This is a genomic window from Ruegeria sp. O5, assembly GCF_056535105.1.
In genome coordinates this window covers 327,202-353,261 of record NZ_JBQERN010000001.1, presented here as the reverse complement: position 1 = coordinate 353,261, position 26,060 = coordinate 327,202, and the positions used below count along the sequence as shown (strand labels likewise).

Here is a 26,060-nt window from a genome sequence, read left to right as displayed (position 1 = left end):
AATTTTCGGCAGTTTTTTGCGCATTTGTCACAGAGCATTACAAATATTTCGCAGTTGTGGGCTTTAGGCCGCGCAGCCGATGCAAACGCGCATCAGGCCGACGAAGATGCGATTTGGTAAGGATATCGTGAGTGGACAAGCGTTCTGGCAAGACTGCATAGTTATTCGACGTATAAATCACCAGTTCAAACTATTGAATTCCAAGGCTATCCTATGTTTTCTGTTCTCCGAACCAGTACCAGTATCCTGTTTGCCGCGTGTTTCGTGGCCACCGCGTCTGTCGCCAATACGACGTCCGAAGCAGCGCCAGGAACTGCGTTTCAGATGGCCATCGCTGAACATACTCTTCAGGCACCGCAACTGGTTGAGTTCTACCGGGCAAACGGGTTCTCACCGCTTTGGGTCGGCGATACGCCTGAACACACTCTACGCCGGGCGGCGCTGATAAATGCGCTTACGAATGCGCATCTGCACGGCCTTCCACAGGCCGAGCCGACTGTTGCCGCCGTGATGGAGAAGATGGAAAAGGCCCGTTCGGTGCGCGATCTCGGTGCGGTTGAAGCAGAACTTAGCCGTATCTTTGTCGAATATGCCGACGCGCTTTATGCGGGCGCAATCCGGCCCGGCAGTGTGGATGATGGGCTGGTTCGGTCCGTAGAACGACGCAGCACTGTTGAGCATTTGCAGGGAATAAGCACTCTGGGCGCGGCCTACTTTACTGTCTTGGCGCCGCAATCACATCAATACCGCGCATTGATGAAGCAGAAGTTGTCCTTGGAAAAGCTGGTATTTCAAGGGGGATGGGGGCCAACAGTTCCCGAAAGCAAACTGGAATACGGCGACACGGGACCGAATGTTGTCAAGCTGCGCGACCGTCTGGTGGTGATGGGTTACATGAAACCGTCCGCCAGCCCGTCTTTCGACAGCGCGTTGCTTGAAGGCGTTCGTGCCTTTCAATCCGCGCATGGGCTTGAAACCGATGGTGTGGCGGGCAAGGGGACGATTGCTGAAATTAACCGTCCAGCCACAGACCGGTTGAAAGCCGTTTACGTTGCGTTGGAACGCGAACGCTGGCTGCCTCGGGAACGCGGCACGCGTCATATCCTTGTGAACCAAGCCGACTTCACGGCCAAGATCGTGGACGAAGGGCAAGTCACTTTTGAAACCCGCGCAGTCATCGGTAAAAATGTGCATGATCGAAGAAGTCCGGAATTTTCGGATGAGATGGAGCATATGGTGATCAACCCAAGCTGGCATGTTCCCCGCTCGATCGTGACCAAGGAATACCTTCCGAAACTGCAATCAAACCCGAATTCCGTGGGCCATATTCTGATAACTGACAGAAGCGGCAGGCAGGTCGATCGGGGTGCGGTGGACTTTACCCAGTTCACGACCAGCAATTTTCCCTTCGCAATGCGTCAACCGCCCAGCCAAAGCAATGCGCTGGGTCTGGTGAAGTTCATGTTCCCCAATAAGCACAACATCTATCTGCATGATACTCCACAGAAAAACCTGTTCTCGCGCGAAGTTCGGGCCTTTTCACATGGGTGTATCCGCTTGGCCCAGCCCTTTGAATTTGCATACGCCCTGCTGGCCAAACAAGAGGAAGATCCAAAGGCATTCTTCCATCGCGTTCTGAACACCGGAAAAGAGACCAAAGTTAATTTGGAACAGAAAGTTCCGGTGCATCTGATTTACCGCACGGCCTATATCGGGCCCAAAGGCGAAGTGCAGTATCGTCGCGATGTCTATGGGCGGGACGGCAAGATTTGGGATGCCCTACAAAAGGCAGGGGTGGCCCTGCCGGACGTTCAGGGGTAAGCACAGGGCAAATCCTGCCAAAAGGAAGCCCGCCATGCAGTTTACCGTACAACAGATTGCCGAGTCTCTGGGTGCCGAATGTCAGGGCGATGGCGGCCTGACGATTGTGCGCGCCGCCGAACCGGGCGATGCAGGCCCGACAGATCTGGCGATGGCTATGTCTCCGAAGTACGCCGAGGCGCTTACCAACGGAGCCGCTCGTGCGGCCGTCCTTTGGGAGGGCGCCGACTGGCAGGCGATGGGATTGCGTGCGGCGATTTTTGTAAAACGTCCCCGTATGGCGATGGCTGGCATCACTTCCATGCTGGACCGTGGGCAAGGAGTTGAGCCGGGGATTCACCCCTCGGCCGTGATCGATCCAACAGCTGAAATCAGTTCTGACGTGGCGATTGGACCGTTGGTTGTTGTAGGAGCGCGCGCCCGGATCGGCGCAGGCTCTGTCATAGGGGCACATTGCACCGTGGGAATGGACGCCATATTGGGCGACCAGGCAGTGTTGCGCGAAATGGTCAGCATTGGCGCACGGGCGCAGATCGGAGATCGTTTTATTGCGCAACCCGGTGCCCGGATCGGAGGGGACGGGTTCAGTTTTGTTACCCCCGAAGTCTCGGGCGTCGAAAATGTACGCAAGACAATGGGCGATCAGGGTGAGGCCAAAGCTCAGAGCTGGCTGCGCATTCACTCGCTGGGTGCTGTGGAAATCGGTGACGATGTCGAAATTGGCGCGAATTGCACAATCGACAATGGCACGATCCGAAATACGTATATTGGCCACGGTTCCAAGTTGGATAACCTGGTCCATGTCGGGCACAACACCCGAGTCGGTCAGGACTGCCTGTTGTGCGGTCAGACTGGTGTGTCGGGTTCGGTTGAGATCGGAAACAACGTGGTTCTGGGCGGTCAGACCGGCGTTGTCGACAACATTTTCATCGGGGATGGGGTTATTGCCGGTGGCGGCACTAAGATACTGTCCAACGTACCCGCTGGTCGCGTGATCATGGGGTATCCCGGAGTCAAAATGGAAACGCATACGGACATCTACAAGGCACAACGGCGTTTGCCCCGTATGGCACGCGACGTCGAGGCATTGAAAAAGGCTGTTTTCAAACAGACCCCGAGCGATTAAATCAACCTCAAACTGATAATCAGGGGATCGACATGAGCATCAGCGACCGCGTCATCGCGATCATTGCAGAGCAGGCCGTTCTGGAGCCATCGGATGTAACGCCCGAAAGCACGCTGGAAGATCTGGGTATCGACAGCCTCGGGCTGGTCGAAAGCATATTTGCCATCGAGGAAGAGTTCGACATTTCGATTCCTTTCAATGCCAACGAGCCCGAGGCCAATGACTTCGATATCTCCAATGTGGCCGCGATCATCTCTGGGATCGAAAAGCTTGTGTCGGAAAAGGTCTGACACACGCTCATGAAACGCGTTGTCATTACCGGAGCAGGTACGATCAATTCGCTGGGCCATTCGGTCCCTGACACGCTGGAAGCAATGCGCGAAGGTCGTTGTGGTATTTCGGAACTTGAATTCCGGGATGTTGATCGGTTGGCCATCAAGATCGGCGGACAGGTCCGGGGTTTCGAGGCGGAAGGGCGGTTCAACCGACAGCAGATGTCGCTGTACGACCGCTTCACGCAATTCACCCTGACGGCAGCCAAAGAGGCGATTGAGCAGTCGGGCATCGAGTTTCACGGCGAGTTGGCAGCAAGATCAGGTGTTGTTCTGGGAACCGCGGGTGGTGGTGTTTCGACTTGGGATGACAATTACCGTTCTGTTTATGAGGATGGGAAGAACAGGGTACACCCCTTTGTCGTTCCAAAGCTCATGAACAATGCAGCCGCCAGTCATGTTTCAATGGAACATAACCTGAAGGGCCCCAGTTTCACCGTGTCGACAGCATGTGCGTCATCAAACCATGCGATGGCTCAGGCCTTTCAGATGGTGCGCAGCGGCGCGGCTCCGGTCATGGTTACGGGCGGGTCCGAATCGATGTTGTGTTTCGGCGGTGTAAAAGCCTGGGAAGGTCTGCGCGTGATGTCGAAAGACGCGTGCCGCCCGTTCAGTGCCAACCGCAACGGAATGGTGCAGGGCGAAGGGGCTGGCGTCTTTGTCTTTGAGGAATACGAACACGCCCGCGCCCGAGGGGCCGAAATACTGTGCGAAGTTGTCGGCTTTGCCATGTCATCGGATGCCTCGGACATTGTGATGCCCAGCAAACAAGGGGCCGCGCGTGCCATGGCCGGTGCCTTGGCCGATGCGAAGTTGAACGCAAAAGATGTGGGTTATATCAACGCGCATGGCACCGGAACAGCTGCAAATGACAAGACCGAATGCGCAGCCGTGGCCGACGTGTTTGGGCCGCACGCAGACGATCTGATGATATCGTCCACGAAGTCCATGCACGGCCACCTGATAGGCGGGACCGGAGCTGTTGAGCTGCTGGCCTGCATCATGGCACTGCGGGACGGTGTCATTGCACCGACGATTGGATATGAGGAACCGGACCCGGAATGCGCGTTGGACGTGGTACCGAACGAAGCACGCGAAGCAAAGGTCGACGTCGCGCTTAGCAACGCATTCGCCTTTGGTGGGTTGAATGCCGTACTGGCCCTGAAGCGGGTTTAGTGAAAAAGCCGCCGTTAATAAAACGGCGGCTTCCACGGATGTTTTTTCTTAGTTTGTGTTGACGTTCAGAGCGTCAAAGCCCGATGTGAAGCCGGAGAGCGACATGTCCATTTCAAGAACCTGATCCGGGAAACGGGCGGGAACCAGTGAAAACGTCGCTTTGGTACCAGCTTTCATCGCGTCGATATCCCCTTGGCTAAGACCTAGTTGCGCGATGCAGCCCACGGGAACGCATTGGTGGTAGTTGTACAATTTACGCGGCGCGCCATCGATTGACAGGGCCAGTTGCGCTTGCAGCAGAGTTTCGAGGGGTACGATCACATTTGCCCAAGCAACGGCGGCACCACCTTCTGGCAGTTTCCCGATGGATACTTCTGCGATCGGATCACCATTTTTACCCTCCAGAACCTGAACGATGGCGCAAGGATCCTCGCCTTCCTGTGCCTTGATACAGGATACGTCCCAATCGCCGAATTCTTCCTTTACGAACTGTTCTCCGACCCGGGGGCCTTCCTGACCAAGGTCCAGACCGGCGTCTGGCGCGGTTGTGGTTGTGTCTTGTGCATACGCTGCGCCGGATAGCAGAACAGCGGCGACCGTGTTGAACGAGAGGATTTTCTTGAACATGAATGCCTCGGGTTGATGATTGATCTTTTTGCTTCGTTTAACACTCTTCTGAACCAGTGTCAGGCACTAACAGAACAGCCTTTGCGAACGTGAACGGATTCTTGCCTGAGGCCTGGAACCGCACCTTCGGAGATTAGAAAAAGGGAGCTGTTCGACCAGCTCCCTTCCCCATAAGTTTCTCCCCGTCGGACTGGCCGACTTATTTATGCGCAAACCCTACGGAAGGGGCGCACACGGGTCAACAGCTATCCTCATTTTTTAATCTATGCGCCAGAATAATAATCCGATGGCCAAACCAAAAAGGCCGTGCCAGCAGGCACGGCCAGTCGACAGGGAGGAAGTCTGCCCCGCACTGCAAGGCAAATAGACTATCGCAGTCAAAGGTTAACTTTGTATGCTGGCGGCAGATCGGTGAACAATAAGGCAATGTTAATGGGCACGAATATCTTTTTGGGCGGTGGCGGTGAAAACTATGGCCAGCCGCAGGAACTGGCGTTGAAATATGCCAACCGCCACGGGTTGATTGCCGGGGCAACCGGTACCGGCAAAACCGTGACATTGCAGATTCTTGCAGAAGGTTTTTCTCAGGCGGGTGTCCCGGTATTCCTCTCGGATGTAAAAGGGGATCTGTCTGGTCTGGCCCTTCCCGGAAGCGAGGCCCACAAACTGCATCAGGCCTTTCAGGACCGGGCCAGTCGGATCGGGTTCGAGGAATTTGCCTATTCTGCCTGCCCGGTGACATTCTGGGATCTGTTCGGTGAACAGGGCCATCCAGTGCGCACGACGGTGACGGAAATGGGTCCGCTGTTGCTGTCGCGGTTACTGGAGTTGAGCGAGGCGCAGGAAGGTATCCTGAATATCGCATTCCGCGTGGCCGACGAAGAAGGGATGCCGTTGCTGGACCTTAAGGACCTACAGGCGCTGCTGGTCTGGATCGGAGAGAATCGGGCGCAACTGTCATTGCGATACGGCAATGTATCCACGTCATCAATCGGGGCGATTCAGCGACGTCTGCTGGTTCTCGAGAATCAGGGCGGAACAAAACTGTTTGGCGAACCGGCGCTGGATTTGGCCGATCTGATGCGAACTGACGAAAACGGGCACGGAATAGTGAACATTCTGGCATCAGACCAGCTGATGGCAGCCCCACGGCTATATGCAACGTTCCTGTTGTGGCTGTTGAGTGAACTGTTCGAAGAGCTGCCAGAGGTCGGAGACCCCGAAAAACCAAAGCTGGTGTTCTTTTTTGACGAAGCCCATCTGTTGTTCGACGATGCGCCAAAGGTTCTGGTGGACAAGGTCGAACAGGTCGCCCGCCTGATCCGTTCAAAGGGTGTGGGTGTATACTTCATTACTCAGAGCCCCGCCGATATCCCGGAAGATATTCTTGGACAGCTGGGCAACCGTATTCAGCACGCATTAAGGGCATTCACGGCGCGGGACCGAAAGAACCTGCGGCTGGCCGCTGAAACCTATCGCGAAAACCCGACTTTCGACACGGAAACGGCAATTCGCGAAGTCGGCGTTGGCGAAGCTGTCACCTCAATGCTGCAAAAGAAAGGCGTTCCGGGCGTGGTCGAGCGTACGCTTATTCGTCCACCGGGATCTCAGCTGGGGCCAATTTCAGATGCCGAACGCCGGGATATCCTTGCCGCCTCGGCGATGGCAGGGAAATACGATAAGAGCGTAGATCGAAAATCTGCCTTCGAGATTCTTCAGGCGCGAGCCCAAGCTGCGGCCAGTGCAGCGGAACGGGCGGAATCCGACGAAGTTCTTGAAGCGCAATCGCCGATCGAACGCGAATACTCTTCCGCCCGCAGATACTCCGGCAGCCGGGTCGGTCGGTCCTCATCCCGGGTTGAGCGCAAGCAGGACACCTTCGCCACGGCAATGACCGAAGCGGTGATCAAAGAGCTTAAAGGTACAACCGGGCGCCGGATTGTGCGCGGTATCCTTGGCGGTTTGTTTCGCAACAGGTAAGTAACGCAGCGCCCTTTGAGGGCGCTGTCGCGTTTACTTCAGTCGGCGTTGGCCTTCCTGACGACAATAGGCGTCAGCCTCGGGAACCGACATCTTCGTGGCCGGGAAGTCGATTGCACGGTCCCAGGTCACGCGATCCTGACGATATAGCTGACAGGTCACGACACCTTTTGGTGTCTGTACTTTGACCGGCGTCGTCTCAAGATCTTCGGGACTGGGGACGCAGGCGGATACTGCAACGGCAATAGCCGAAAACAGAATGAGTGATTTCAGATGTGGTGCTTTCATTTTCTACTCTTGTCTACTCGTCATGTTGATTGATTAAAACGGTATAGGCGGGTGTGAGTGCCAGGGACCTGCTGCAAATCAAAAACACTGTGGTGGGTCCGTTTATTCAGAAAAACCTTAAGAATCAAGAAACCGCGCCAGATTAGTGGCGCGGTTTTGCGTATTGGAACGTGGCGTTGACCTATTTCTCGGGGATCAGACCCCTTGGGCTGAATCTGAGAACAATCAACAGGATCAGGCCCATCGTGAACAGGCGCATATGCGCGGCACTATCAATAAGATGTGACTTCAGCGCGCTGCCATCCGGTAAGCCAGCGGTGATCACACTCATCAACCACAAACCAATCGGCTCGACCTGGACCCATAAGAACCAGATCAGGAACGCGCCAAGTACGGCTCCGAAGTTGTTGCCGGAACCGCCAACAATCACCATGACCCAAACCAGAAAGGTAAAGCGCAGCGGATTGTAGGTGCCTGGCGTCAGCTGCCCGTCCAGAGTGGTCATCATAGCGCCTGCGATGCCGCAAATGGCCGACCCCAATACGAAAATCTGCAAGTGGCGACGGGTGACGTCCTTGCCCATGGCTTCGGCCGCGACTTCATTGTCGCGGATTGCGCGCATCATGCGACCCCACGGGCTTTTCAGCGCCATCTGCGCCATCCAGAGTAACGCCAGAAGAACCAGCATGAACAGCAGCGAATACCCAAGTTTCACCGAGAGGGTGGACGCAGTGACCGGATCCAGCCCCAGCCATTCGGCGCGGGCCAGAAAAGCCGGATCTTGCTGCAATTCAACTTCGTACCCGACAACCGGTGAGGGGCGCGGAATGCCATAGACATTCTTCACGCCGCGGGCCAGCCAATCCTCGTTCTTCATGACGGCGATGATAATCTCGGCGATACCCAGCGTGGCAATTGCCAAATAATCTGACCGCAGCCCAAGCGCGGTTTTGCCAATCAGCCATGCCGCCCCGGCAGCCAGCAGACCTCCGGCAGGCCAGGCCAGCAGAACGGGCAGGTTCAGTCCACCGATGTTACCGGCAATCGCCGGGTCAATGGCCTCGACCGCGGCAACATTGGGGTCGAACACGGCCCGGTAGAGGAAGAAGCCGACGATAAGGACAGTGATTATTGTGAGCGTCTGCACCCGGCCTTTGGGCATTCTTGTTGCCACCAGTACTGCTGCAACAACGGTGGCAGCCCCCAGTAGCAAGGACAGAACGATACCATAACCGCCTGCGCCCCAGGCGCCCGGGGTAGGCGCTGTTGATACCAGCACAACCGCCAGACCGCCCAGCGCGACGAAGCCCATGACCCCTACGTTAAACAGGCCCGCAAAGCCCCATTGCAAGTTCACACCGATCGCCATGATGGCCGAGATCAGCCCCATGTTCAGGATCAGAACGGCAGTGTTCCAGCTTTGCGTGAAACCGGTCAGCAAAATGAGACTGCCAACAGCTATGAAAAGCAGAGTGTTTTTGACAGATTCGGTCATACTGCCTTTCCCTTGAACAGGCCCGTGGGCTTAAACAGAAGCACGATCAGCAGGATGACAAAGCTGACAGCGAATTTGTAATCGGTGGACAGGAGCTGGACCAATCCGGACGGCTCCAGGTTTTCGGGGGCCACATAGGTCAGTACTTTTTTCCAGGCATAGGTGATCGTCACCTCGGAAAACGCGATGATGAACCCGCCGGCAATTGCGCCCAGTGGGTTACCAAGGCCACCCACGATGGCCGAAGCGAATATCGGCAGCAGAAGCTGGAAATAGACGAAGGGTTTAAAGCTCTTGTCCAACCCGTAAAGAACACCCGCTGTGGTCGCCAAGGCGGCCACGATGATCCAGGTGATCATCACAACACGTTCAGGGTTGATGCCGGACAAAAGCGCCAGATCCTCGTTGTCGGAATAGGCGCGCATCGATTTCCCGGTTCGTGTTTTATTGAGGAACCAGAACAACAAGACCACGGCAATAACGGCCACTATCAGTGTGATCCCTTGCGAGGTCTTGATAGCCAGCCCCTCTTGTAGGCCTGTCATGGATTTGAAGTCCCGCGCGGATATCAGGAATCTTGCACCGTCCGAGAACTTTTGGTCATCCGGCCCGATGATAAAGCGCACCAGACCGTTCATGATGAACATTACACCCATTGAAACGATCACAAGGATAACCGGCTTGGCCTTTTGTTCGCGGTAAAAGCGGTAGACCAGCCTGTCCGTGACCAACACCAGCAGGATGCAGCCAAGGATGGCAAAGGGCAGGGCGAGCAGGGCAGTCGGCAACGGCCCAAAGCTGACACCAGCGGCCTGTAAGCCCCAGGTGACAAGCACAGCGATCATCGCGCCAAAGGCCATGGTGTCACCATGGGCAAAGTTCGAAAACCGCAGGATGCCGTAGATAAGGGTCACGCCAAGCGCCCCCAATGCCAACTGACTGCCATAGGCAATCGCAGGCACGATGACAAAGTTGGCAAGCGCAACAAGCGCGTTGAGTAAGTCCATTATTTCTTCTCACTGTCCGGGTGCGACCTTATGGCATAACGGTCTGCGCGGGCACAATGTTTTGCACGCGGTTTATCGTCATATTTTCCTGCTGGTAGCGAAAAAACCCTAGAAAAGCTTTCAAGAAGGACGGACTTTCCACATCAAGCCCGGCTCAGTCACGCACCGGTCAATTCCGGTGCGTGGTCGAGATGGTCGGAAGGGGCTCAGGCGTTTGTTTCAGTACAAGCGCCGCGATCAGTCCCCGCGTTGGGGCCTTTGACCGAGAGATCAAAGGTCATGTCGTCATAGTTCACGACAAAGGTCATGACCTCATCGCCCTGGATATAGACAAACGTCATGTTGCCAACGCCTTTGAAGACCATCGCGTCGCCAGAAACACTTGTGGTTTCGATGATGCCCTTGTCTCCTTCCGTCGCCCGTTTGAGGCGCACTTCACTGCCGTCGCGGTCTGAGACGCAGACAAAGTGGCGTTCTTCCGCAATTGCTGCGGTCGTGCACAAAGTGGCGACGGCCACCCATATCCATTTTTTCATTTTTGGGTCCTGAATAGAGTTTTTCATTCAGAAGGTTCGCTTGATTTCTTGGAATCAGATTTGTTTGTCCGGGAAACCGTTTCCTTCACAGCGCCCGGCGCTAAACGCACAATGTGACCGGATTGCAGCCGACGCGTGGAAATCTTGGGATGGTTGTCGCGGTTGAAGACGGCCAGATACCGAGATTAACTAGCGTTTCCTTCTAAACTGGCGACTTCAGTTGATTGCGGAAACAAGAAGGAAGTTGGAGGGTGCAAAATGGCTTTGAAAAAGCCCACTAGTTCTGTTGCTCGCCTTGGCAAAAACCCTCAACGGCCTCTACTATCAACCTTTCGCGCCCAACAAGCGTCTCGCTGAGGATTGCAGTTCCAAGGTCGTAGCCGGGCTTATCAGCGTGGAAGATACCTTGGTAAATATCGAGCCTAGGGCTTCCGATGCCCACACCATAAGCAAATACTGACAAGATTGGGTCATGCGATATCCGAATATGTGTCCAATCACTGGCAGGGTAATCAGAACCATTTTCCTGCCAAACAATCCTGTCATCGAGCGCCGATAGGATGATCGTTCGTTGATTCTCGAACTCGCAACGGAAGATCACCCCATTTCTAGACTGCTTAGCTTGCGGTGCTAGGCTCTGAGCAAACGCGATGCTGCCTAGCAGACATGAACAGAAAACGGCGAGTAGGCTGGTTTTCATAGGCCTCACCCCCCCAAGAAACTCTTCCGCACCTCGGGATCGGCCAGCAGTTCCTTGCCCGTACCGGTATAGGCGTTTCGCCCCTGAACCAGAACATATCCTTTATCCGCGATTTCAAGCGCTTGGCGGGCGTTTTGTTCAACCATCAGGATCGGCAGGCCGGTGCGCGCGACCTCGATGATGCGGTCAAAAAGCTCATCCATCACGATGGGTGAGACACCCGCGGTCGGCTCGTCCAGCATCAGGACCTTGGGTTGCGTCATCAGCGCGCGACCCACGGCAACCTGCTGGCGCTGACCGCCAGACAGTTCTCCGGCGGGCTGGTTGCGTTTGTCGCGCAGGATCGGGAACAGGTCATAGACCTGCTCCATCGTGTCCGAGAAATCGTCGCGCCGAATGAAGGCACCCATTTCCAGATTTTCCTCGACAGTCATCGAGGTGAAAATGTTCGACGTCTGAGGAACAAAGCCCATACCGCGGATTACGCGGTCTTGCGGGGTGAGGCTGGTGATATCCTCGCCATCCAGACGCACTGAGCCGGCGCGCACATCCAGCATCCCAAACACAGCTTTCATCGCCGTTGACTTGCCCGCACCGTTCGGTCCGACGATAACGGCGATCTCCCCCTTATCCACGGCAATGGTACAGTCATGCAGGATATCCGGGCCCTTGCCATAGCCGCCAGTCATGGTGTCGCCAATCAGAAACGGGCCGCCTTCAACGCGATGAGTCGTCCCGCTTTTCCGATGGGCAGGCGTCATAGTACCGATACCTTGCGTGTTGGTAATCGATGCGTCCTTGTTGCCCTTGTCGTCCTGATAGGGGTTATCGCTCATGCCAGCGGTCATGTCTGGGCCTCCAGCTTGTCTTTGTTTTTGAGGCCGGTGCCAAGATAGGCTTCGATCACGTGCTCGTTTGCCTTGATCTCACCCAGAGTGCCCTCGGCCAGAACCTTGCCCTCGGCCATGCAGATGACCGGGTCGCAGATCTTGCCGATGAAATCCATGTCGTGTTCGATAACGACGAACGTATAACCACGCTCTTTGTTCAGGCGCAGGATCGTATCGGCGATGGTCATCAGCAGGGTGCGGTTCACGCCTGCTCCGACCTCGTCCAGAAATACGATCTTGGCGTCCACCATCATGGTACGTCCAAGTTCCAGCAGTTTCTTTTGACCGCCCGAAACCTGACCGGCCTTGTGATCGGCCAGATGTTCGATGGTCAGAAATTCCAGTACCTCGTCTGCCTTGGCTTTCAGCGCGCGTTCTTCATCAGCAATGCGCTTGCGTCCGAACCAGGTATTCCACAGCGCCTCACCCGACTGCGAACCGGGCACCATCATCAGGTTTTCGCGGCAGGTCATCGACGAGAATTCATGCGCGATCTGGAACGTGCGCAGCAACCCCTTGTGAAACAGCTCATGCGGGGGCAGGCCGGTGATATCTTCACCATCCATGACCACCTTGCCGCTGGTCGGGGGTAAAACACCGGCGATCACGTTGAACAGAGTGGTTTTTCCGGCCCCGTTGGGCCCGATCAGGCCGGTGATCGACCCTTTTTGGATTTCCAGCGACGCCCCATCCACCGCGTGAAATCCGCCGAAATGCTTATGCACGTCCTCGACGACGATCATGGTATCCCCTTGCCTTGTCCCCGTGAAACGAGGTGCAGCCTTTTGTCATTGAAACAGCCCGGGCACAAGGCCCGGGCTGTTTGATTTTATGGTTTGATATGCGGGATCAACGGAAGTTGACGGTCTTGTTTTCGCCGTCGGTCACTTCGATCTCGCGGTACGACCCTGCGCTTTCGCCGGGGCCGATCAACTCGACACCGGACGCGCCGACATAGTCGATGTCCTGACCGGCGGCCAGCAGTTCCAGACCTTTCGCCAGTTCACCGGGATAAATCTTTTCACCCGGCGCATTGGCGACGTCCATTACTTTGCCCGCGTAATCTGCGGGGTTGGTCGAACCGGCGGCCTGCATGGCGAACATGAACAGCGCTGCCGCGTCATAGGATTCGGGCGAATAGGGCGAAGAACCGTCAAACCCGGCTGCTTCAGCCAGTGCAAAGTACTTTTCTGCACCTTCACCACCGGACCCGGCGATCTGACCGAACGAGCCGTTCAGGTCGGGGCCGACATTTGCGGGCAGCGAGTCGCCGATCATGCCGCCGGGCAGACCAAAGGTGTCGAACGCACCGCTGTCCAGCGACGACTGGATGATGCCCAGACCACCCTGGTCCAGATATCCCGCGACAACCAGAATGTCGCCACCGGCCGAGGCCAGCGCGCCAACTTCAGCCGAATAGTCGGCCTTGCCGTCTTCGTGCGCCGTCACGATGGTCACTTCGCCGCCAACCGCCTCGAAGGACGTCTGGATCGCATCGGCCAGACCTTTGCCATAGTCGTTGTTGGTATAGGTCAGCGCGATCGAGTTGATGCCACGATCCTTGAGGATATCAGCCATAACCTGACCTTCGCGAGCATCCGACGGCGCGGTGCGGAAGAACAGGCCGTTGTCCTCCATGGTCGACAGGCCGGGCGAGGTCGCCGAAGGCGAGATCATGACCATGCCGTTTGGAATGGCAACGTTTTGCAGGATCGCGCCGGTAACACCCGAACAGTCGCCGCCGATGATGCCTGCAACGCCGTCAGCGATCATACGCTCGCCGTTCGAGGTGGACAGACCATTGTCGATACAGCCGGTATCAGCACGTACACCAGCCACGCTGGCACCGTTCATGAACTTACCGGATTCGTTGACTTCGGCGATTGCCAGTTCCGCGCCCGATCCCATGGCAGGGGCCAGCGATTCAATCGGGCCGGTAAAGCCGATCAAAATCCCCAGTTTGACATCTTCGGCCATGGCTGCGCCGGCCAGCAATGCAGTTGCTGCAGTTGCAGTAAGCAGCTTTTTCATATGGTTACTCCCAGTTGTGAACGTATTCGTTCTGGCGACGACCCTAGGCAAGCTGTTCGGAAAAGAAAAGTCCTAACGCAAACCTGTCTTTTTCGTTTGAAATCCTATCTGTTTTGGTGGGACTCACCCCTGATTGTCACCGAAAGGGACCAGAATGCTTAGAACGGCGATGATTCTGTCTTTCTCACTCTGCGCCTTGAATGCCGCAGCCCAGACGTTGTCGGTTTCCACCGGGATGATCGAACTGGAAGAAATGATCGGCGGGCTAGAGACCCCATGGGCGGTTGGCATTTTGTCCGATGAAAGCTTCCTCGTCACGGAACGGGATGGAAGGTTGCTGTATGTTCGAAATGGACAAGTTGGGGATGTTTCAGGCGTTCCAAAGGTTGCCGCTCTGGGGCAGGGCGGATTGCTGGACGTCACGATTTCGCGCAATTTCAATCAAAGCCGAGAGATCTTTCTGACTTTCGCAAAACCTCAGGGCGACGGTGCAGGGACTGCGGTTGCGGTTGCGCACCTGTCCGAGACTGGCAAAAACCTTCAGAACTTCCGAGTAATTTTCGAGGCATCGCCCGGTGGTACGGGTGGTCGGCATTTTGGCAGTCGTGTGGTCGAAGCGCTGGACGGGACATTGTTCGTGACCCTCGGTGACCGGGGGCAGGCGGAGAATGCACAGGATCGGTCCAATCCCATGGGCTCGGTCATTCGTATCAACCGCGATGGGACGGTTCCGGCAGATAACCCCTTTGTCGGGCAATCGAATATCGAACCCGAGATATGGTCATACGGCCATCGAAATCCGCAGGGCGCGGACTTGGACGCGCTTGGCCGACTTTGGACCTCGGAACACGGGGCGCGGGGTGGAGATGAAATCAACCAACCCCGCGCAGGCCGGAATTATGGTTGGCCCGTCATCTCCTATGGCACGCATTATTCAGGTGAAAAAATCGGTGAAGGTACAGCCAAAGAGGGGCTGGAACAGCCAGCTCACTACTGGGATCCTTCCATCGCGCCGTCCGGCCTGCTGGTTTATTCCGGCAAGCTCTGGCCGCAATGGGCAGGTGATGTTTTCGTAGGATCTTTGAAATTTGACTATATCGCCCGACTTCAGGGCGATCCATTGCATGAAGCCGAACAGATCAGAAGCCCTGAAACCGAGCGCGTCCGCGATATCGTCGAAGCGCCAGACGGGTCGATCTGGTTTATTTCGGTTGGAAAGGGGGCAGTTTACAGAATATCTCCGGCGGAGTGACCTTACACCGATAGCCGCCCGCTTTGCGCTCCGCGTTCGCGATAGGGTGTGGTGTTGTAATGCGCGCGGTAGCATTTTGAGAAATGGCTGGGCGAAGCGAACCCACAGGCCAGCGCTACGTTGATGACGCTCATATCCGTTTGCATCAGCAGGTTCCGCGCCTTGTGCAAGCGAAGTTCCATATAGTACCGCTTGGGCGAGCGGCTGAGATAGCGCCGGAACAGACGCTCAAGCTGGCGGGTCGACATGCCGACTTCCTTGGCCAGAATCGAAGGTGAGATCGGCTCTTCTATGTTCTTTTCCATCATCAGGATGACCTGACTCAACTTGGGGTGACGTACGCCAATCCGTGTCGGTGTAGATAGGCGCTGCGTGTCCTGATCTGTCCGGATAGACGAATAGATCATCTGATCCGCCACCGCATTTGCCAGGTCTTCGCCGAAATCGTCTGCAATCAACTTGAGCATCAGATCGATAGACGAGGTCCCTCCAGCCGTCGTCATACGACCGCCGTCAATCTGAAAGACAGCTTTCGTCAACTCGACCTCATCGAATTCTTCGATGAAACTGTCTGAGTTTTCCCAATGTATCGTGGCGCGTTTGTTATCTAGCAGACCCGCCTTGGCCAAGGTATAAGCAGCCGTGCACAGACCGCCGATCCGCAATCCGCGCCGTGCCTCGCGCCGCAACCAGTTCAGAATGCGTTTGGTGGTCGCGGCTTGTACGTCAACGCCCCCGCAAATCAGAACGACATCGTCGCGTTGCAGTTCGTCCAGGTCACGATCCAGTTTGAATTCGGTTCCGGCTGAACATGAAATCGAATCTCCGCCTTCACCTGAAAGCGTCCATGTATAAAGTTGTTTGTCGGCCATGCGGTTTGCGATGCGCAGGCTGTCGAGCGCCGACGCAAAAGACAGCAGCGAAAACTTGTCCAGCAGGACAAAAACGAAATGGCGGGGTGTGGCCCCAGCATTTTCCACCGTGACTGCTTGGCGTTGCACTTGCATGACAAAATGTCCTTAATTCTGCGCGGGAAAACCTGGTATCCGGCGACGTATTTGGCAGTCACCATGATCAAAGCTTGTTTGCGGCGTCAAGAGGCGCAAATGGGATATGGTCACTCTTCATTGCTTTTTGTATAGAGGCGACCTGAACACTTCAGCGGAGATCAAAGCTATGACCGAATGGCAAAAGTCGAACTGGCGCAACAAGCCCCGGGTTCAGATGCCAGACTATACCGACGCGGCCGCATTGGCCAAGGTCGAGGCCCAGCTTTCGCAGTATCCCCCGCTGGTCTTTGCCGGTGAAGCGCGGCGCCTCAAGCAACATCTTGGTGCCGCCGGTCGCGGCGAGGCCTTCCTGCTTCAGGGCGGGGATTGTGCTGAAAGCTTTGAACAATTCAGCGCCGATGCGATCCGTGACACCTTCAAGGTGATGCTGCAAATGGCGATGGTTCTGACCTACGGTGCCAAGGTGCCCGTGGTAAAGGTCGGTCGCATGGCCGGTCAATTTGCAAAGCCGCGCAGCGCCCCGACAGAGGTTGTGAATGGTGTAGAACTGCCCAGCTACCGGGGTGACATCATCAACGAACTGGCGTTCACGCCCGAAGCGCGGATTCCGAATCCCGGAAAGATGTTGCAGGCCTACACGCAGGCGGCGGCCACGTTGAACCTGCTGCGTGCCTTCTCAACCGGTGGCTTCGCCGACATGAGCCGTGTTCATTCGTGGACGCTGGGCTTTACCGACGAACAGGACGTTCAGAAGTATTCCGAAGTTGCGGACCGCATTCAGGACACCATCGACTTCATGGAAGCGGCTGGTATCACGGCAGACACGACGCACGAATTCTCGACCGTTGAATTCTACACCAGTCACGAAGGTCTGTTACTGGAATATGAAGAGGCGCTGACCCGTCTGGATTCGACCTCGGGCAACTGGCTGGCCGGGTCTGGCCACATGATCTGGATCGGCGACCGTACACGCCAACCTGACGGCGCACATGTCGAGTTCTGTCGTGGCGTTCTGAACCCGATCGGATTGAAATGTGGTCCGACGACGACGGCAGAAGATCTCAAGGTTCTCATGTCGAAGCTGAACCCTGAAAATGAAGAGGGCCGTCTGACCCTGATCGCGCGCTTTGGTGCAGGCAAGGCGGGTGAACACCTTCCGCGTCTGGTCAAGGCCGTGAAGGAAGAAGGCGCCAAGGTTACTTGGGTGTGCGACCCGATGCACGGCAATACGATCAAATCGGCCACGGGCTACAAAACCCGCCCGTTCGATTCTGTCCTGCGTGAGGTGCGCGATTTCTTTGGTGTGCATCAATCCGAGGGCACGATCCCTGGCGGTGTCCATTTCGAGATGACCGGTCTCGACGTTACCGAATGCACCGGTGGTGTGCGGGCCGTGACCGAAGAGGATCTGTCGGATCGTTACCACACCGCCTGCGACCCACGCCTGAACGCGTCTCAGTCACTGGAACTGGCGTTCCTTGTGGCGGAAGAACTGACCAACCTGCGCCGTAACGGATCAAAACGCGCCGCAAGTTAAGCGTGCGAAAAGAGGGAAAAACAGCGGGCCAACGGTCCGCTGTTTTTTTTGTTCCGGGTGTTCAAACTGGTTCAGTCATCGCGCGACACGACCAGACGAAGGTGTTTGGCCGCGCGTTTGAAATCCGTTTGGTCTTCGGCAAAACCGTCAACGGTTTGAGGCACAGCAGGAACTGGTGCCTGAACTTCCGAAAACGATTTGATCCGCGTATCAGTAATCGAAAATCTGCGTGGGGTTTTACCAATCGCACCATCCGCAACCATGACGCCCAGAACCCGGCTGACGTCGCCCAGATCGCTTTTGAGCGGCAAAAGGATCATGCAGGCCTGCATCCGGGTACGTCCCAGTATCCCGCTCGAATCCAACCCCAGTTCGGCAACGGCGGGTGCTGCGAATACCTGCTCCAGAACGTCCTTAAGACTGGCGCGGTCATCAGGTTGGAAAAAGGCCGTCACAGGCATGCCGCGAACCTCCATACCCGCAAGCGCGTTCAAGTGGCTTCCGGCAAGACGAAACCGGGCCAGTCCGGGCGCGATCCGTTCAAGAATGAAAGTATATTCAAGTATGTTTTCCAGTCCACGCGGGTCGACCTGAGACCGCATCGGAACACCGTCACCGCTCAGCAATGCAGTCCAATACGCCTCGGCCTGGCGGATCGGCGTAAGGCTGCGCCCACTGTCAAAGCGATCCATTGCGACGATCTTTCCAAATTCTGACCCGGAACCAGTCCCGAAAAAGGTTTTCATTTTCTTCACCCTTACGTCAATTGGCCGCCATTTTCATAAAATGCAACACAACCGGAGCATTTGTGGCCTGCAAGCCATTACCAGGGGTAGTTTGACTCGGGTTTATTCAATTTTGGAGCAATTCTTTAACGAATGGTTAACTTACGCCAAACAAATGCGGCCTCAGCAAACTCTTGCTCTGCACCGGCCAATCGCATTAGGTGCGGCACACATCCAAATGGGTGAGGTCACAGGAAAGGACAGGCATGATCAGATCCATGACCGGGTTTGCCTCGGGGAAGGGGGAATACGGACCGCACAGCTGGACGTGGGAGTTGCGCAGTGTTAACGGCAAAGGCCTTGATATGCGCCTGCGCGTCCCTGATTGGCTGACCGGGCTTGAGGTGGCCCTTCGGGCCGCGCTGTCAAAATCCCTGAGCCGAGGGAATGTGACCCTTTCAATGCGTCTGACCCGCGAGGACTCTGCCTCGGAACTGGCATTGAACGAGGTCGCTATGGCCGCGGCCCTGAGCGCTTTGGAACAAACACACAAGATGGCAGCTGCGCGCGGTATTGCTCTGGAGCCGGCGCGCGCCTCGGACCTATTGGCACTGAAAGGCATGTTGGATGCAACCGCAGATGCGGATGATCCCGCTCCGCTGGTTGCGCGCCTGACCGAAGATTTCAACGACCTGTTGGCCGCTTTTGTCGAAATGCGCCGGACCGAGGGCGAAGCGTTGGCTGACGTGCTGAACACTCAGTTGGATCAGGTTGCGGCGCTGACAGCTCAGGCAGCTGATCTGGCCGCGCATCGTAAGGACAAGATGGCCGCGACATTGCGGGACAATCTGGCGCACGTACTGGACAACGCGCAGGGCGCGGACCCGGATCGCATCGCGCAGGAACTGGCATTGATCGCGGTCAAAGCCGACATTACCGAAGAGATTGACCGCCTGTCTGCACATGTCGTCGCAGCAAGAGAGCTGCTTGGGCAGGAAGGGGCTGTCGGGCGCAAACTTGATTTCCTGATGCAGGAATTCAACCGCGAAACCAACACGTTGTGTTCCAAGGCTCAGAGTACGGAACTGACGGCTGTCGGGCTGGAACTGAAGGCGGTGATCGATCAGATGCGCGAACAAGTGCAAAACGTAGAATAATGATGGGAACGACTGATATGGCGGATCGCCGAGGCCTTTTAATCATCCTGTCTTCCCCGTCCGGGGCAGGCAAATCCACCCTGGCAAAGCGGCTGATGGACTGGGACAAGGACCTTGAGTTTTCGGTCTCGGCCACAACCCGCGCCCCGCGTCCGGGAGAAGAACATGGGCGGGATTACTATTTTCTTTCAGAGGACGAGTTCAAGCAGAAGGTCTCCAATGGCCAGATGCTAGAACATGCGCATGTTTTCGGCAATTTCTACGGCTCACCCGCTGATCCGGTGCGTAGCTCGATTCACGCGGGCAAGGACGTTCTGTTCGACGTGGACTGGCAAGGTGAGGTTCAGATCCGCAATTCGGACTTGGGTAAACACGCGCTGTCGATCTTCATCCTGCCGCCGTCGATCCCTGAACTGCGCCGCCGTCTGGAATCGCGTGGACAGGATAGCGATGAAGTTATCGCAAGGCGGATGCTCAAAAGCTGGGACGAGATCAGCCACTGGGGCTATTACGATTATGTCCTGATCAATGACGATCTTGAGGCGACCGAAAAGAAGCTGAAGACCATCGTCAGCGCCGAACGGATGCGCCGTATTCAACAGCCAAATCTGCAACAGCACGTGCGCAAACTTCAAAACGAATTCGAGGGGCTGTCATGACGATCTACGCTTTAGGTGAGCACATGCCGGATTTTCACGAGGACACGTGGGTTGCGCCCGATGCCAACCTAATCGGCAAGGTCGTGCTGGAACAGGGCGCCTCGGTTTGGTTCGGCTGCACGATACGCGCAGATCACGAGGAAATCCGCGTTGGTGCAGGCAGCAACGTTCAGGAAAACTGCGTCATGCATATCGATGCCGGGTATCCTTTGTCGATTGGTCCGAATTGCACCATCGGACACAAAGTGATGCTGCACGGGTGTACGATCGGAGAAAATACTCTGATCGGAATGGGCGCGATTGTTCTGAATGGTGCCCGGATCGGCCGGAATTGCCTGATCGGGGCAGGGGCCCTGATCACGGAAGGCAAGGAGATTCCGGATAATTCCCTTGTGATGGGGGCTCCGGGCAAAGTGGTGCGCCAGCTGGACGAGGTCGCAGCAAAACGGATTACCCTAAGCGCGCTGCACTATCAGGAAAACATGCGCAGGTTTCGTGACACCCTGAGAGCTGCTCAATAAGGCGCGTGGATTGATCGGGGTTTGAAGCATGTCAGATGACCTTCTTGATGGATTTGTCCAGGCCATCCCTATGCCCGCGCTGATGGTGGATCAGACCGAACGGATCGTTGCCGCCAATACGGATGCGAAAACCCTTTTGGGGCAGAATATCGTGGGGCGGCATTTTGCGACCATCCTGCGGCAGCCACAGGTTCTTGAAGCAATTGAACAAAGCCTTCAATCGAAGGGAACCAAGACGGCACGTCATCTTTCCAATGATGGTGCACAGGACACGACATTTGATGTGCAATGCCGGTATATGAACGGGGTCGGAGCCGTGTCGGGCGGGGCCGTTCTGGCCACTTTTCAAGATGTCACGCATCTGGAACAGGCAAGTCAGATGCGCCGCGACTTTGTTGCCAATGTCAGTCACGAATTGCGGACGCCTTTGACGGCACTGATGGGCTTCATTGAAACCTTGCGTGGCCCTGCGCGCAACGATCCGGCTGCACGTGACCGGTTCTTGCAAATCATGGCCGATGAAGCCAACAGGATGAACCGGCTGGTTGGCGATCTTTTGTCCCTGAACCGCGTGGAAAGCGAAGAAAGAGTTCGACCAAATCAACAGCTGGAGCTGACAGGGCTGCTGCAATCCACCCTGAACTCGTTGCGCCCCCTGGCGGAAGAGGCGGGCGTGACGCTGACGCTTGACGCACAGGACGGCCCGCTTTCCGTGACCGGAGACAGCGATCAGTTACGGCAGGTATTCACCAACCTGATCGAAAACGGAATAAAATACGGTGCCAGCGGTGGTAGCGTCACAGTCAGCGTTCTGTCATCAGAGCGTGACTCGGCCATGCGTGGGCCTGGGGTGCGGGTGAAGGTCATCGACAAGGGGCCAGGAATTGATTCCGTGCATCTGCCACGTCTGACCGAGCGATTCTATCGCGCCGACAATCACAGATCCCGGCAGTTGGGTGGAACGGGGCTGGGGCTGGCTATCGTCAAGCACATCGTCAATCGCCACCGTGGACGGTTGCGCGTGGAAAGTGAGTTGGGAAAAGGTTCCGTCTTTACGGTCATCTTACCACGGTAGCCCTTCCCACATTACCGCCCTTCAAAATCTGCCTCGTTTCGATTTTTTGACCCGAAATCTCCGGATAAACGAAGGTTGTCATAAAAGCGTTACACACTTGTCACAAAAGGCTTACGCACGGCCCCTAGGGGTGCACGCAGGATCATCATGGGGGTGATCAATCATACCTTTTCAAGGAGACTGAAATGTCCTTTGTAAAACTGTCGGCTTCTGCGCTGGCAATCGCCACCGTCTCGGCAACCACCGCTGCTGCCCGTGACAACGTTCAGGTTGCCGGTTCGTCGACCGTTCTTCCATATGCCTCGATCGTTGCGGAACTGTTTGGTGAGAACACCGACTTCCCGACCCCGGTTGTTGAATCGGGCGGTTCGTCAGCCGGTCTGAAGCGTTTCTGTGAGGGTGTTGGTGAAAACACCATCGACATTGCAAACGCATCGCGCGCGATCCGTGAAAAAGAAATCAAAGCCTGCGCCGAAAACGGTGTGACTGACATCATGGAAGTCCGCATCGGTTATGATGGCATCGTTTTTGCAAGCCAGCAGACCGGTCCTGCCTTCACCGCTTTTGAACCTGCCGACATCTTTAACGCTTTGGGCGCGAAAGTTCTGAAAGACGGCGAAGTGGTTGATAACCCTTACACCACCTGGGCTGAATTCAACCCCGAACTGCCTGATGTAGAAATCGCGGGCTTTATTCCGGGTACAAAACACGGCACCCGTGAAGTGTTCGAAGAAAAAGTTCTGCTGATCGGGTGTGAAGCGACCGGCGCGATGGAAGCCATGATTGCTGGCGGTATGAGCGAAGACGACGCAGAAGATGCATGTCTGGCCGTTCGTACCGACGGGAAAGCGGTCGACATTGATGGTGACTACACCGAAACGCTGGCGCGTATCGACACCAACCCCAATGGCATCGGCATCTTCGGCCTGGCGTTCTACGAGAACAACACCGATAAGCTGAAAGTGGCAACCATGTCGGGTATCGCTCCTTCGACCGAAACCATCTCGACCGGTGAATATCCGGTTTCGCGCCCGCTGTTCTTCTACGTGAAGAAAGCCCATATCGGCGTGATCCCCGGCCTGAAAGAATATGCCCAGTTCTTTACCCACGACGAAATCGCAGGCGCTTCGGGTCCTCTGGCAAACTATGGTCTGGTTGCGGACCCTGAGCTGGCAAAAACTCAGGATGCAATCGCCAACGAAGTAACCATGGGTTCGGGCAGCTAATCCCGCCTTTGGTTCGAAATACCGGGGGCGGCATTTCTGTCGCCCCCACATTTTTCAGCTTTCCCGGCCAAGACCAAATGGGGGTTTCATGCCGATAGTATGGCTCGTTCTGATCGTGCTTGCGATTGCTTCAGTCGGTTACGTGTTGGGGCGCACACGCGCCCTGCAAAGCGCCACAGGAGATACCCGGGCTTTGCACTCGCTGCCGTCGTATTATGGCGCAAATGTCGCTCTCAAGACGATCGTACCCGCATTTGGCCTTATGATCCTCTGGTTGCTGGTACAACCGCTTTACGTGAACTCTCAGGTTTCTGAAACGATCTCGGGTTCCGCCATCCAAGACGGCTCGTCCCTAAATCTGGTCATGGCCGAGGTCCGTCGCACCGCGTACGGTCTGGATAACGCGGTTGCCGCCGGGCAGATACCCGAGGAACTGGCGCGCAACGCGCGCGCGGATGTAATCGACATGACCCAGCGTCTGAAGGATGCCGGGCAGGTGGTGACGTCGGATATCACGCAACCTGTGCTGCGCGCGGCGCAAAGTTATCGGATCATGAATGCGACCGGCTATTCGGTCATGACTGTCGCCGTCATACTGACGGCACTCGCCGGTGCTGCAGCCAGCTGGTTTCAAACTCACGCAGAATACCGCGCGCGTAATGTGGTCGAGCAGGGCGTGCGTTTTCTGTTGCTGGCGGCCGCATCCATCGCAATTCTGACCACTGTCGGGATCGTCCTGTCTCTGGTTTTCAATACTTGGGAATTCTTCAAGCTCTACCCTGCTACCGATTTCTTTTTCGGCACGACATGGGCCCCCAGTTTTTCGGGACGCGGCGGGTCGTCTGAGCTTGGTATTATTCCCTTGTTGTGGGGGACATTCTATATCTCTATCGTTGCGCTGCTGGTGGCCGTCCCGATCGGGTTGTTCGCCGCGATTTACCTCAGCGAATACGCCTCCCCCCGTGTCCGCGCCGTAGCAAAACCGCTGCTCGAGATTCTGGCCGGTATCCCGACCATCGTTTACGGCCTTTTTGCGCTGCTGACCGTTGGTCCGCTTTTGCTTGGCCTGTTCGGGGATGAGGGGCTTGGCTGGATGAAAGCTGGCACGGCAGTCATGACCGCTGGGTTGGTCATGGGCATCATGCTGATCCCGTTTGTGTCCTCTTTGTCCGATGACATCATCAATGCGGTGCCGCAGGCCATGCGTGACGGTTCTTACGGATTGGGCGCAACGCAATCGGAAACCATCCGTCAGGTCGTTCTGCCAGCTGCGCTTCCGGGTATCGTGGGGGCGATCCTGCTGGCCGCATCGCGCGCCATCGGTGAGACTATGATCGTGGTCCTTGGGGCAGGGGCGGCAGCACGGCTGAGCCTGAACCCGTTTGAAGCCATGACGACGGTAACCGCAAAAATCGTGAGCCAGCTAACCGGAGATGCGGATTTCGCATCGCCCGAGGCGCTTGTGGCCTTTGCACTGGGCATGACCCTTTTCACCCTCACGCTTGGGCTGAACATCTTTGCCCTCTACATCGTGCGTAAGTATCGGGAGCAATACGAATGACCGACGCCAGTATGCAAAGTCCTGAAACAGGTCATCGCTCTGTCTCGCTGACTGTAGCGGATGCACATACCAAAAAACGCGCAAATGCAGAGAAACGATTTCGGGCCTACGGGATTGTCGCGATTGCAACGGGCCTGTTCTTCCTGATCGTTCTGTTCGCCTCGATCCTGTCGCAGGGTATTCCGGCCTTTCAGCGCACTGTTGTCAGCGTGGATTTCACCTTGTCCGCTGCGCAGCGAGACGAGGCGGAAAGTACGTTGTTCAAGACTAAGGCCTATTCCAACCTGTTCATCGCTCAGTTGAGCAAGGAACTGGAAGACCAAGGGATCAGCGTTGATTTCGACGAAGCGGCGATCGAACGTCTTCTTGGTAAAATCGGCGGTACAATCCGAACTTACTATGCCGATAACCCCGGCAAGCTGGGTGATCCGGTCAAGTTTGATCTGGCCGCCTCCAGCCGGGTCGACGGGTATTTCAAAGGCCGCGTGTCCCGTGACACCTTGCAGGACAGCCGGTTTCTGCAGCTTAGCGATCTGGATCTGGTTGATGCGCTGGAACAGGCGGGCATCATCAAGCAGGCTTTCAACTGGCCGTTCATCACCGGTGCGGATTCTGGCGTTGACAACCCGGGCGGTGCCGGCATCGGCGCCTCGGTCATTGGGTCGTTTTTCATGATGCTGGTGGTTTTGGGCCTGTCACTGCCTATTGGTGTGGCAGCGTCGATTTATCTTGAAGAGTTCGCTCCACAGAACAGGTTCACCGACCTGATTGAAGTGAACATCTCGAACCTTGCAGCCGTGCCGTCGATTGTGTTCGGTATTCTGGGTCTGGCCGTGTTCATCCAGTTCATGCACCTGCCACAATCGGCGCCGCTGGTTGGTGGTCTGGTTCTGACCCTCATGACATTGCCGACGATCATCATCTCGACCCGCGCCTCGCTGAAAGCGGTTCCGCCGTCGATCCGTGATGCAGCGTTGGGGGTAGGGGCCTCGAAAATGCAGGCTGTGTTCCACCACGTGCTGCCTTTGGCCGCGCCGGGCATTCTGACCGGCACCATCATCGGTCTGGCACAAGCCTTGGGTGAAACCGCGCCGTTGTTGCTGATCGGCATGGTAGGCTTTGTGGCGCGGGGATATCCCGACGGGTTCCTTGCCGGCTTTACCGAGCCGAACTCGGCAATGCCCGCCCAGATTTACACTTGGGCCGCACGCGCTGATGTCGGGTTCTACGAAAAGGCCTGGGGCGGAATCATCATCCTTTTGATGTTCCTGCTGACCATGAATATCATCGCTATCATCCTGCGCCGCCGCTTTGAACGCCGCTGGTAA

Annotated in this window: 25 protein-coding genes; 14 read left to right on the top strand and 11 right to left on the bottom strand. The window is 56.2% G+C overall.

Features of this window, described 5'->3' with window-relative positions:
• The first annotated feature begins 213 nt into the window (after window positions 1-213).
• The 4 genes from ACR0M3_RS01765 to ACR0M3_RS01750 are packed head-to-tail and all read left to right on the top strand — an operon-like array spanning window position 214 to window position 4,455.
• Entirely contained in the window at window positions 214-1,821 is a 1,608-nt protein-coding gene (locus ACR0M3_RS01765) for a L,D-transpeptidase family protein (RefSeq protein WP_480909438.1), read from the top strand.
• 34 nt (window positions 1,822-1,855) lie between these two features.
• Window positions 1,856-2,947 carry a UDP-3-O-(3-hydroxymyristoyl)glucosamine N-acyltransferase gene (locus tag ACR0M3_RS01760; protein WP_480485621.1) on the top strand — a complete coding sequence of 364 codons (1,092 nt, stop codon included), beginning with the start codon at window positions 1,856-1,858 and terminating at the stop codon, window positions 2,945-2,947.
• A 32-nt stretch (window positions 2,948-2,979) separates the two neighbouring features.
• Window positions 2,980-3,237 carry an acyl carrier protein gene (locus ACR0M3_RS01755; RefSeq protein WP_171723262.1) on the top strand — a complete coding sequence of 86 codons (258 nt, stop codon included), beginning with the start codon at window positions 2,980-2,982 and terminating at the stop codon, window positions 3,235-3,237.
• A 9-nt stretch (window positions 3,238-3,246) separates the two neighbouring features.
• Window positions 3,247-4,455, top strand: a complete 1,209-nt coding sequence (locus ACR0M3_RS01750; RefSeq protein WP_267366704.1) for a beta-ketoacyl-[acyl-carrier-protein] synthase family protein — start codon at window positions 3,247-3,249, stop codon at window positions 4,453-4,455.
• A gap of 48 nt (window positions 4,456-4,503) precedes the next feature.
• Here ACR0M3_RS01750 and ACR0M3_RS01745 read toward each other — a convergent pair whose 3' ends face one another.
• Complete coding sequence (locus tag ACR0M3_RS01745; protein ID WP_480480900.1) at window positions 4,504-5,082, bottom strand: invasion associated locus B family protein; 579 nt, start codon at window positions 5,080-5,082, stop codon at window positions 4,504-4,506.
• Between the two features lie 432 nt (window positions 5,083-5,514).
• Between ACR0M3_RS01745 and ACR0M3_RS01740 the strand changes: the two genes are divergently transcribed.
• Entirely contained in the window at window positions 5,515-7,062 is a 1,548-nt protein-coding gene (locus tag ACR0M3_RS01740) for a helicase HerA-like domain-containing protein (RefSeq protein WP_480909435.1), read from the top strand.
• A gap of 33 nt (window positions 7,063-7,095) precedes the next feature.
• Here ACR0M3_RS01740 and ACR0M3_RS01735 read toward each other — a convergent pair whose 3' ends face one another.
• From ACR0M3_RS01735 to ACR0M3_RS01700, 8 genes are all read right to left on the bottom strand, one after another.
• Window positions 7,096-7,350: a hypothetical protein gene (locus tag ACR0M3_RS01735; protein ID WP_480545571.1), complete on the bottom strand. Its 255-nt coding sequence runs from the start codon at window positions 7,348-7,350 to the stop codon at window positions 7,096-7,098.
• Between the two features lie 181 nt (window positions 7,351-7,531).
• Window positions 7,532-8,845 carry a branched-chain amino acid ABC transporter permease gene (locus ACR0M3_RS01730; protein WP_480909432.1) on the bottom strand — a complete coding sequence of 438 codons (1,314 nt, stop codon included), beginning with the start codon at window positions 8,843-8,845 and terminating at the stop codon, window positions 7,532-7,534.
• Entirely contained in the window at window positions 8,842-9,852 is a 1,011-nt protein-coding gene (locus ACR0M3_RS01725) for a branched-chain amino acid ABC transporter permease (RefSeq protein ID WP_480909429.1), read from the bottom strand. The genes ACR0M3_RS01730 and ACR0M3_RS01725 overlap by 4 nt, the downstream gene beginning before the upstream one ends.
• A 206-nt stretch (window positions 9,853-10,058) precedes the next feature.
• A complete protein-coding gene (locus ACR0M3_RS01720; protein WP_480909426.1) occupies window positions 10,059-10,388 on the bottom strand; it encodes a hypothetical protein in 330 nt (109 codons plus the stop codon).
• A gap of 277 nt (window positions 10,389-10,665) precedes the next feature.
• Complete coding sequence (locus ACR0M3_RS01715) at window positions 10,666-11,088, bottom strand: hypothetical protein (RefSeq protein ID WP_480909424.1); 423 nt, start codon at window positions 11,086-11,088, stop codon at window positions 10,666-10,668.
• Between the two features lie 5 nt (window positions 11,089-11,093).
• A complete protein-coding gene (locus ACR0M3_RS01710; RefSeq protein ID WP_209504888.1) occupies window positions 11,094-11,924 on the bottom strand; it encodes an ABC transporter ATP-binding protein in 831 nt (276 codons plus the stop codon).
• An 8-nt stretch (window positions 11,925-11,932) separates the two neighbouring features.
• Window positions 11,933-12,721: an ABC transporter ATP-binding protein gene (locus ACR0M3_RS01705; RefSeq protein ID WP_480909422.1), complete on the bottom strand. Its 789-nt coding sequence runs from the start codon at window positions 12,719-12,721 to the stop codon at window positions 11,933-11,935.
• A 106-nt stretch (window positions 12,722-12,827) separates the two neighbouring features.
• Window positions 12,828-14,009 carry an ABC transporter substrate-binding protein gene (locus tag ACR0M3_RS01700; RefSeq protein ID WP_209503916.1) on the bottom strand — a complete coding sequence of 394 codons (1,182 nt, stop codon included), beginning with the start codon at window positions 14,007-14,009 and terminating at the stop codon, window positions 12,828-12,830.
• A 154-nt stretch (window positions 14,010-14,163) separates the two neighbouring features.
• Between ACR0M3_RS01700 and ACR0M3_RS01695 the strand changes: the two genes are divergently transcribed.
• Window positions 14,164-15,261, top strand: a complete 1,098-nt coding sequence (locus tag ACR0M3_RS01695; protein ID WP_480909419.1) for a PQQ-dependent sugar dehydrogenase — start codon at window positions 14,164-14,166, stop codon at window positions 15,259-15,261.
• 2 nt (window positions 15,262-15,263) lie between these two features.
• Here the strand turns inward: ACR0M3_RS01695 and ACR0M3_RS01690 are convergent, their stop codons facing one another.
• Window positions 15,264-16,268: a GlxA family transcriptional regulator gene (locus tag ACR0M3_RS01690; protein WP_267365697.1), complete on the bottom strand. Its 1,005-nt coding sequence runs from the start codon at window positions 16,266-16,268 to the stop codon at window positions 15,264-15,266.
• Between the two features lie 169 nt (window positions 16,269-16,437).
• Here ACR0M3_RS01690 and ACR0M3_RS01685 point away from each other — a divergent pair, with 169 nt between their 5' ends.
• The gene (locus ACR0M3_RS01685) at window positions 16,438-17,808 is read left to right on the top strand and encodes a class II 3-deoxy-7-phosphoheptulonate synthase (protein WP_480480917.1); all 1,371 of its coding nucleotides are present in this window, start codon (window positions 16,438-16,440) and stop codon (window positions 17,806-17,808) included.
• Between the two features lie 71 nt (window positions 17,809-17,879).
• Here ACR0M3_RS01685 and ACR0M3_RS01680 read toward each other — a convergent pair whose 3' ends face one another.
• Window positions 17,880-18,554 (bottom strand): PAS domain-containing protein, encoded by a 675-nt coding sequence (locus ACR0M3_RS01680; RefSeq protein WP_480480919.1) that lies wholly within the window; start codon window positions 18,552-18,554, stop codon window positions 17,880-17,882.
• A 245-nt stretch (window positions 18,555-18,799) separates the two neighbouring features.
• Between ACR0M3_RS01680 and ACR0M3_RS01675 the strand changes: the two genes are divergently transcribed.
• From ACR0M3_RS01675 to pstA, 7 genes are all read left to right on the top strand, one after another.
• On the top strand, window positions 18,800-19,690 hold the full coding sequence (locus tag ACR0M3_RS01675) for a YicC/YloC family endoribonuclease (protein ID WP_480909416.1): 891 nt from the start codon (window positions 18,800-18,802) through the stop codon (window positions 19,688-19,690).
• 17 nt (window positions 19,691-19,707) lie between these two features.
• Entirely contained in the window at window positions 19,708-20,349 is a 642-nt protein-coding gene (gene gmk, locus ACR0M3_RS01670) for a guanylate kinase (RefSeq protein ID WP_480485630.1), read from the top strand.
• Entirely contained in the window at window positions 20,346-20,870 is a 525-nt protein-coding gene (locus tag ACR0M3_RS01665; protein ID WP_480564765.1) for a gamma carbonic anhydrase family protein, read from the top strand. The genes gmk and ACR0M3_RS01665 overlap by 4 nt, the downstream gene beginning before the upstream one ends.
• Window positions 20,871-20,898: 28 nt before the next feature.
• Complete coding sequence (locus ACR0M3_RS01660) at window positions 20,899-21,945, top strand: ATP-binding protein (protein WP_480537869.1); 1,047 nt, start codon at window positions 20,899-20,901, stop codon at window positions 21,943-21,945.
• Between the two features lie 185 nt (window positions 21,946-22,130).
• Complete coding sequence (locus ACR0M3_RS01655) at window positions 22,131-23,171, top strand: substrate-binding domain-containing protein (RefSeq protein WP_267365708.1); 1,041 nt, start codon at window positions 22,131-22,133, stop codon at window positions 23,169-23,171.
• Window positions 23,172-23,259: 88 nt separating this feature from the next.
• The gene (gene pstC, locus ACR0M3_RS01650; protein ID WP_480564768.1) at window positions 23,260-24,732 is read left to right on the top strand and encodes a phosphate ABC transporter permease subunit PstC; all 1,473 of its coding nucleotides are present in this window, start codon (window positions 23,260-23,262) and stop codon (window positions 24,730-24,732) included.
• Window positions 24,729-26,060 carry a phosphate ABC transporter permease PstA gene (pstA, locus tag ACR0M3_RS01645; RefSeq protein ID WP_267366511.1) on the top strand — a complete coding sequence of 444 codons (1,332 nt, stop codon included), beginning with the start codon at window positions 24,729-24,731 and terminating at the stop codon, window positions 26,058-26,060. The genes pstC and pstA overlap by 4 nt, the downstream gene beginning before the upstream one ends.

Coding starts and splice junctions, on each gene's coding strand:
- ACR0M3_RS01730 (WP_480909432.1), bottom strand. CDS start 8,845: ATGACCGAATCTGTCAAAAACACTCTGCTTTTCATAGCTGTTGGCAGT.
- pstA (WP_267366511.1), top strand. CDS start 24,729: ATGACCGACGCCAGTATGCAAAGTCCTGAAACAGGTCATCGCTCTGTC.
- ACR0M3_RS01715 (WP_480909424.1), bottom strand. CDS start 11,088: ATGAAAACCAGCCTACTCGCCGTTTTCTGTTCATGTCTGCTAGGCAGC.
- pstC (WP_480564768.1), top strand. CDS start 23,260: ATGCCGATAGTATGGCTCGTTCTGATCGTGCTTGCGATTGCTTCAGTC.
- ACR0M3_RS01685 (WP_480480917.1), top strand. CDS start 16,438: ATGACCGAATGGCAAAAGTCGAACTGGCGCAACAAGCCCCGGGTTCAG.
- ACR0M3_RS01750 (WP_267366704.1), top strand. CDS start 3,247: ATGAAACGCGTTGTCATTACCGGAGCAGGTACGATCAATTCGCTGGGC.
- ACR0M3_RS01665 (WP_480564765.1), top strand. CDS start 20,346: ATGACGATCTACGCTTTAGGTGAGCACATGCCGGATTTTCACGAGGAC.
- ACR0M3_RS01760 (WP_480485621.1), top strand. CDS start 1,856: ATGCAGTTTACCGTACAACAGATTGCCGAGTCTCTGGGTGCCGAATGT.
- ACR0M3_RS01745 (WP_480480900.1), bottom strand. CDS start 5,082: ATGTTCAAGAAAATCCTCTCGTTCAACACGGTCGCCGCTGTTCTGCTA.
- ACR0M3_RS01655 (WP_267365708.1), top strand. CDS start 22,131: ATGTCCTTTGTAAAACTGTCGGCTTCTGCGCTGGCAATCGCCACCGTC.
- ACR0M3_RS01700 (WP_209503916.1), bottom strand. CDS start 14,009: ATGAAAAAGCTGCTTACTGCAACTGCAGCAACTGCATTGCTGGCCGGC.
- ACR0M3_RS01720 (WP_480909426.1), bottom strand. CDS start 10,388: ATGAAAAAATGGATATGGGTGGCCGTCGCCACTTTGTGCACGACCGCA.
- ACR0M3_RS01755 (WP_171723262.1), top strand. CDS start 2,980: ATGAGCATCAGCGACCGCGTCATCGCGATCATTGCAGAGCAGGCCGTT.
- ACR0M3_RS01765 (WP_480909438.1), top strand. CDS start 214: ATGTTTTCTGTTCTCCGAACCAGTACCAGTATCCTGTTTGCCGCGTGT.
- ACR0M3_RS01690 (WP_267365697.1), bottom strand. CDS start 16,268: ATGCAAGTGCAACGCCAAGCAGTCACGGTGGAAAATGCTGGGGCCACA.
- ACR0M3_RS01705 (WP_480909422.1), bottom strand. CDS start 12,721: ATGATCGTCGTCGAGGACGTGCATAAGCATTTCGGCGGATTTCACGCG.
- ACR0M3_RS01695 (WP_480909419.1), top strand. CDS start 14,164: ATGCTTAGAACGGCGATGATTCTGTCTTTCTCACTCTGCGCCTTGAAT.
- ACR0M3_RS01675 (WP_480909416.1), top strand. CDS start 18,800: ATGATCAGATCCATGACCGGGTTTGCCTCGGGGAAGGGGGAATACGGA.
- ACR0M3_RS01660 (WP_480537869.1), top strand. CDS start 20,899: ATGTCAGATGACCTTCTTGATGGATTTGTCCAGGCCATCCCTATGCCC.
- ACR0M3_RS01735 (WP_480545571.1), bottom strand. CDS start 7,350: ATGAAAGCACCACATCTGAAATCACTCATTCTGTTTTCGGCTATTGCC.
- ACR0M3_RS01725 (WP_480909429.1), bottom strand. CDS start 9,852: ATGGACTTACTCAACGCGCTTGTTGCGCTTGCCAACTTTGTCATCGTG.
- ACR0M3_RS01710 (WP_209504888.1), bottom strand. CDS start 11,924: ATGAGCGATAACCCCTATCAGGACGACAAGGGCAACAAGGACGCATCG.
- ACR0M3_RS01680 (WP_480480919.1), bottom strand. CDS start 18,554: ATGAAAACCTTTTTCGGGACTGGTTCCGGGTCAGAATTTGGAAAGATC.
- ACR0M3_RS01740 (WP_480909435.1), top strand. CDS start 5,515: ATGGGCACGAATATCTTTTTGGGCGGTGGCGGTGAAAACTATGGCCAG.
- gmk (WP_480485630.1), top strand. CDS start 19,708: ATGGCGGATCGCCGAGGCCTTTTAATCATCCTGTCTTCCCCGTCCGGG.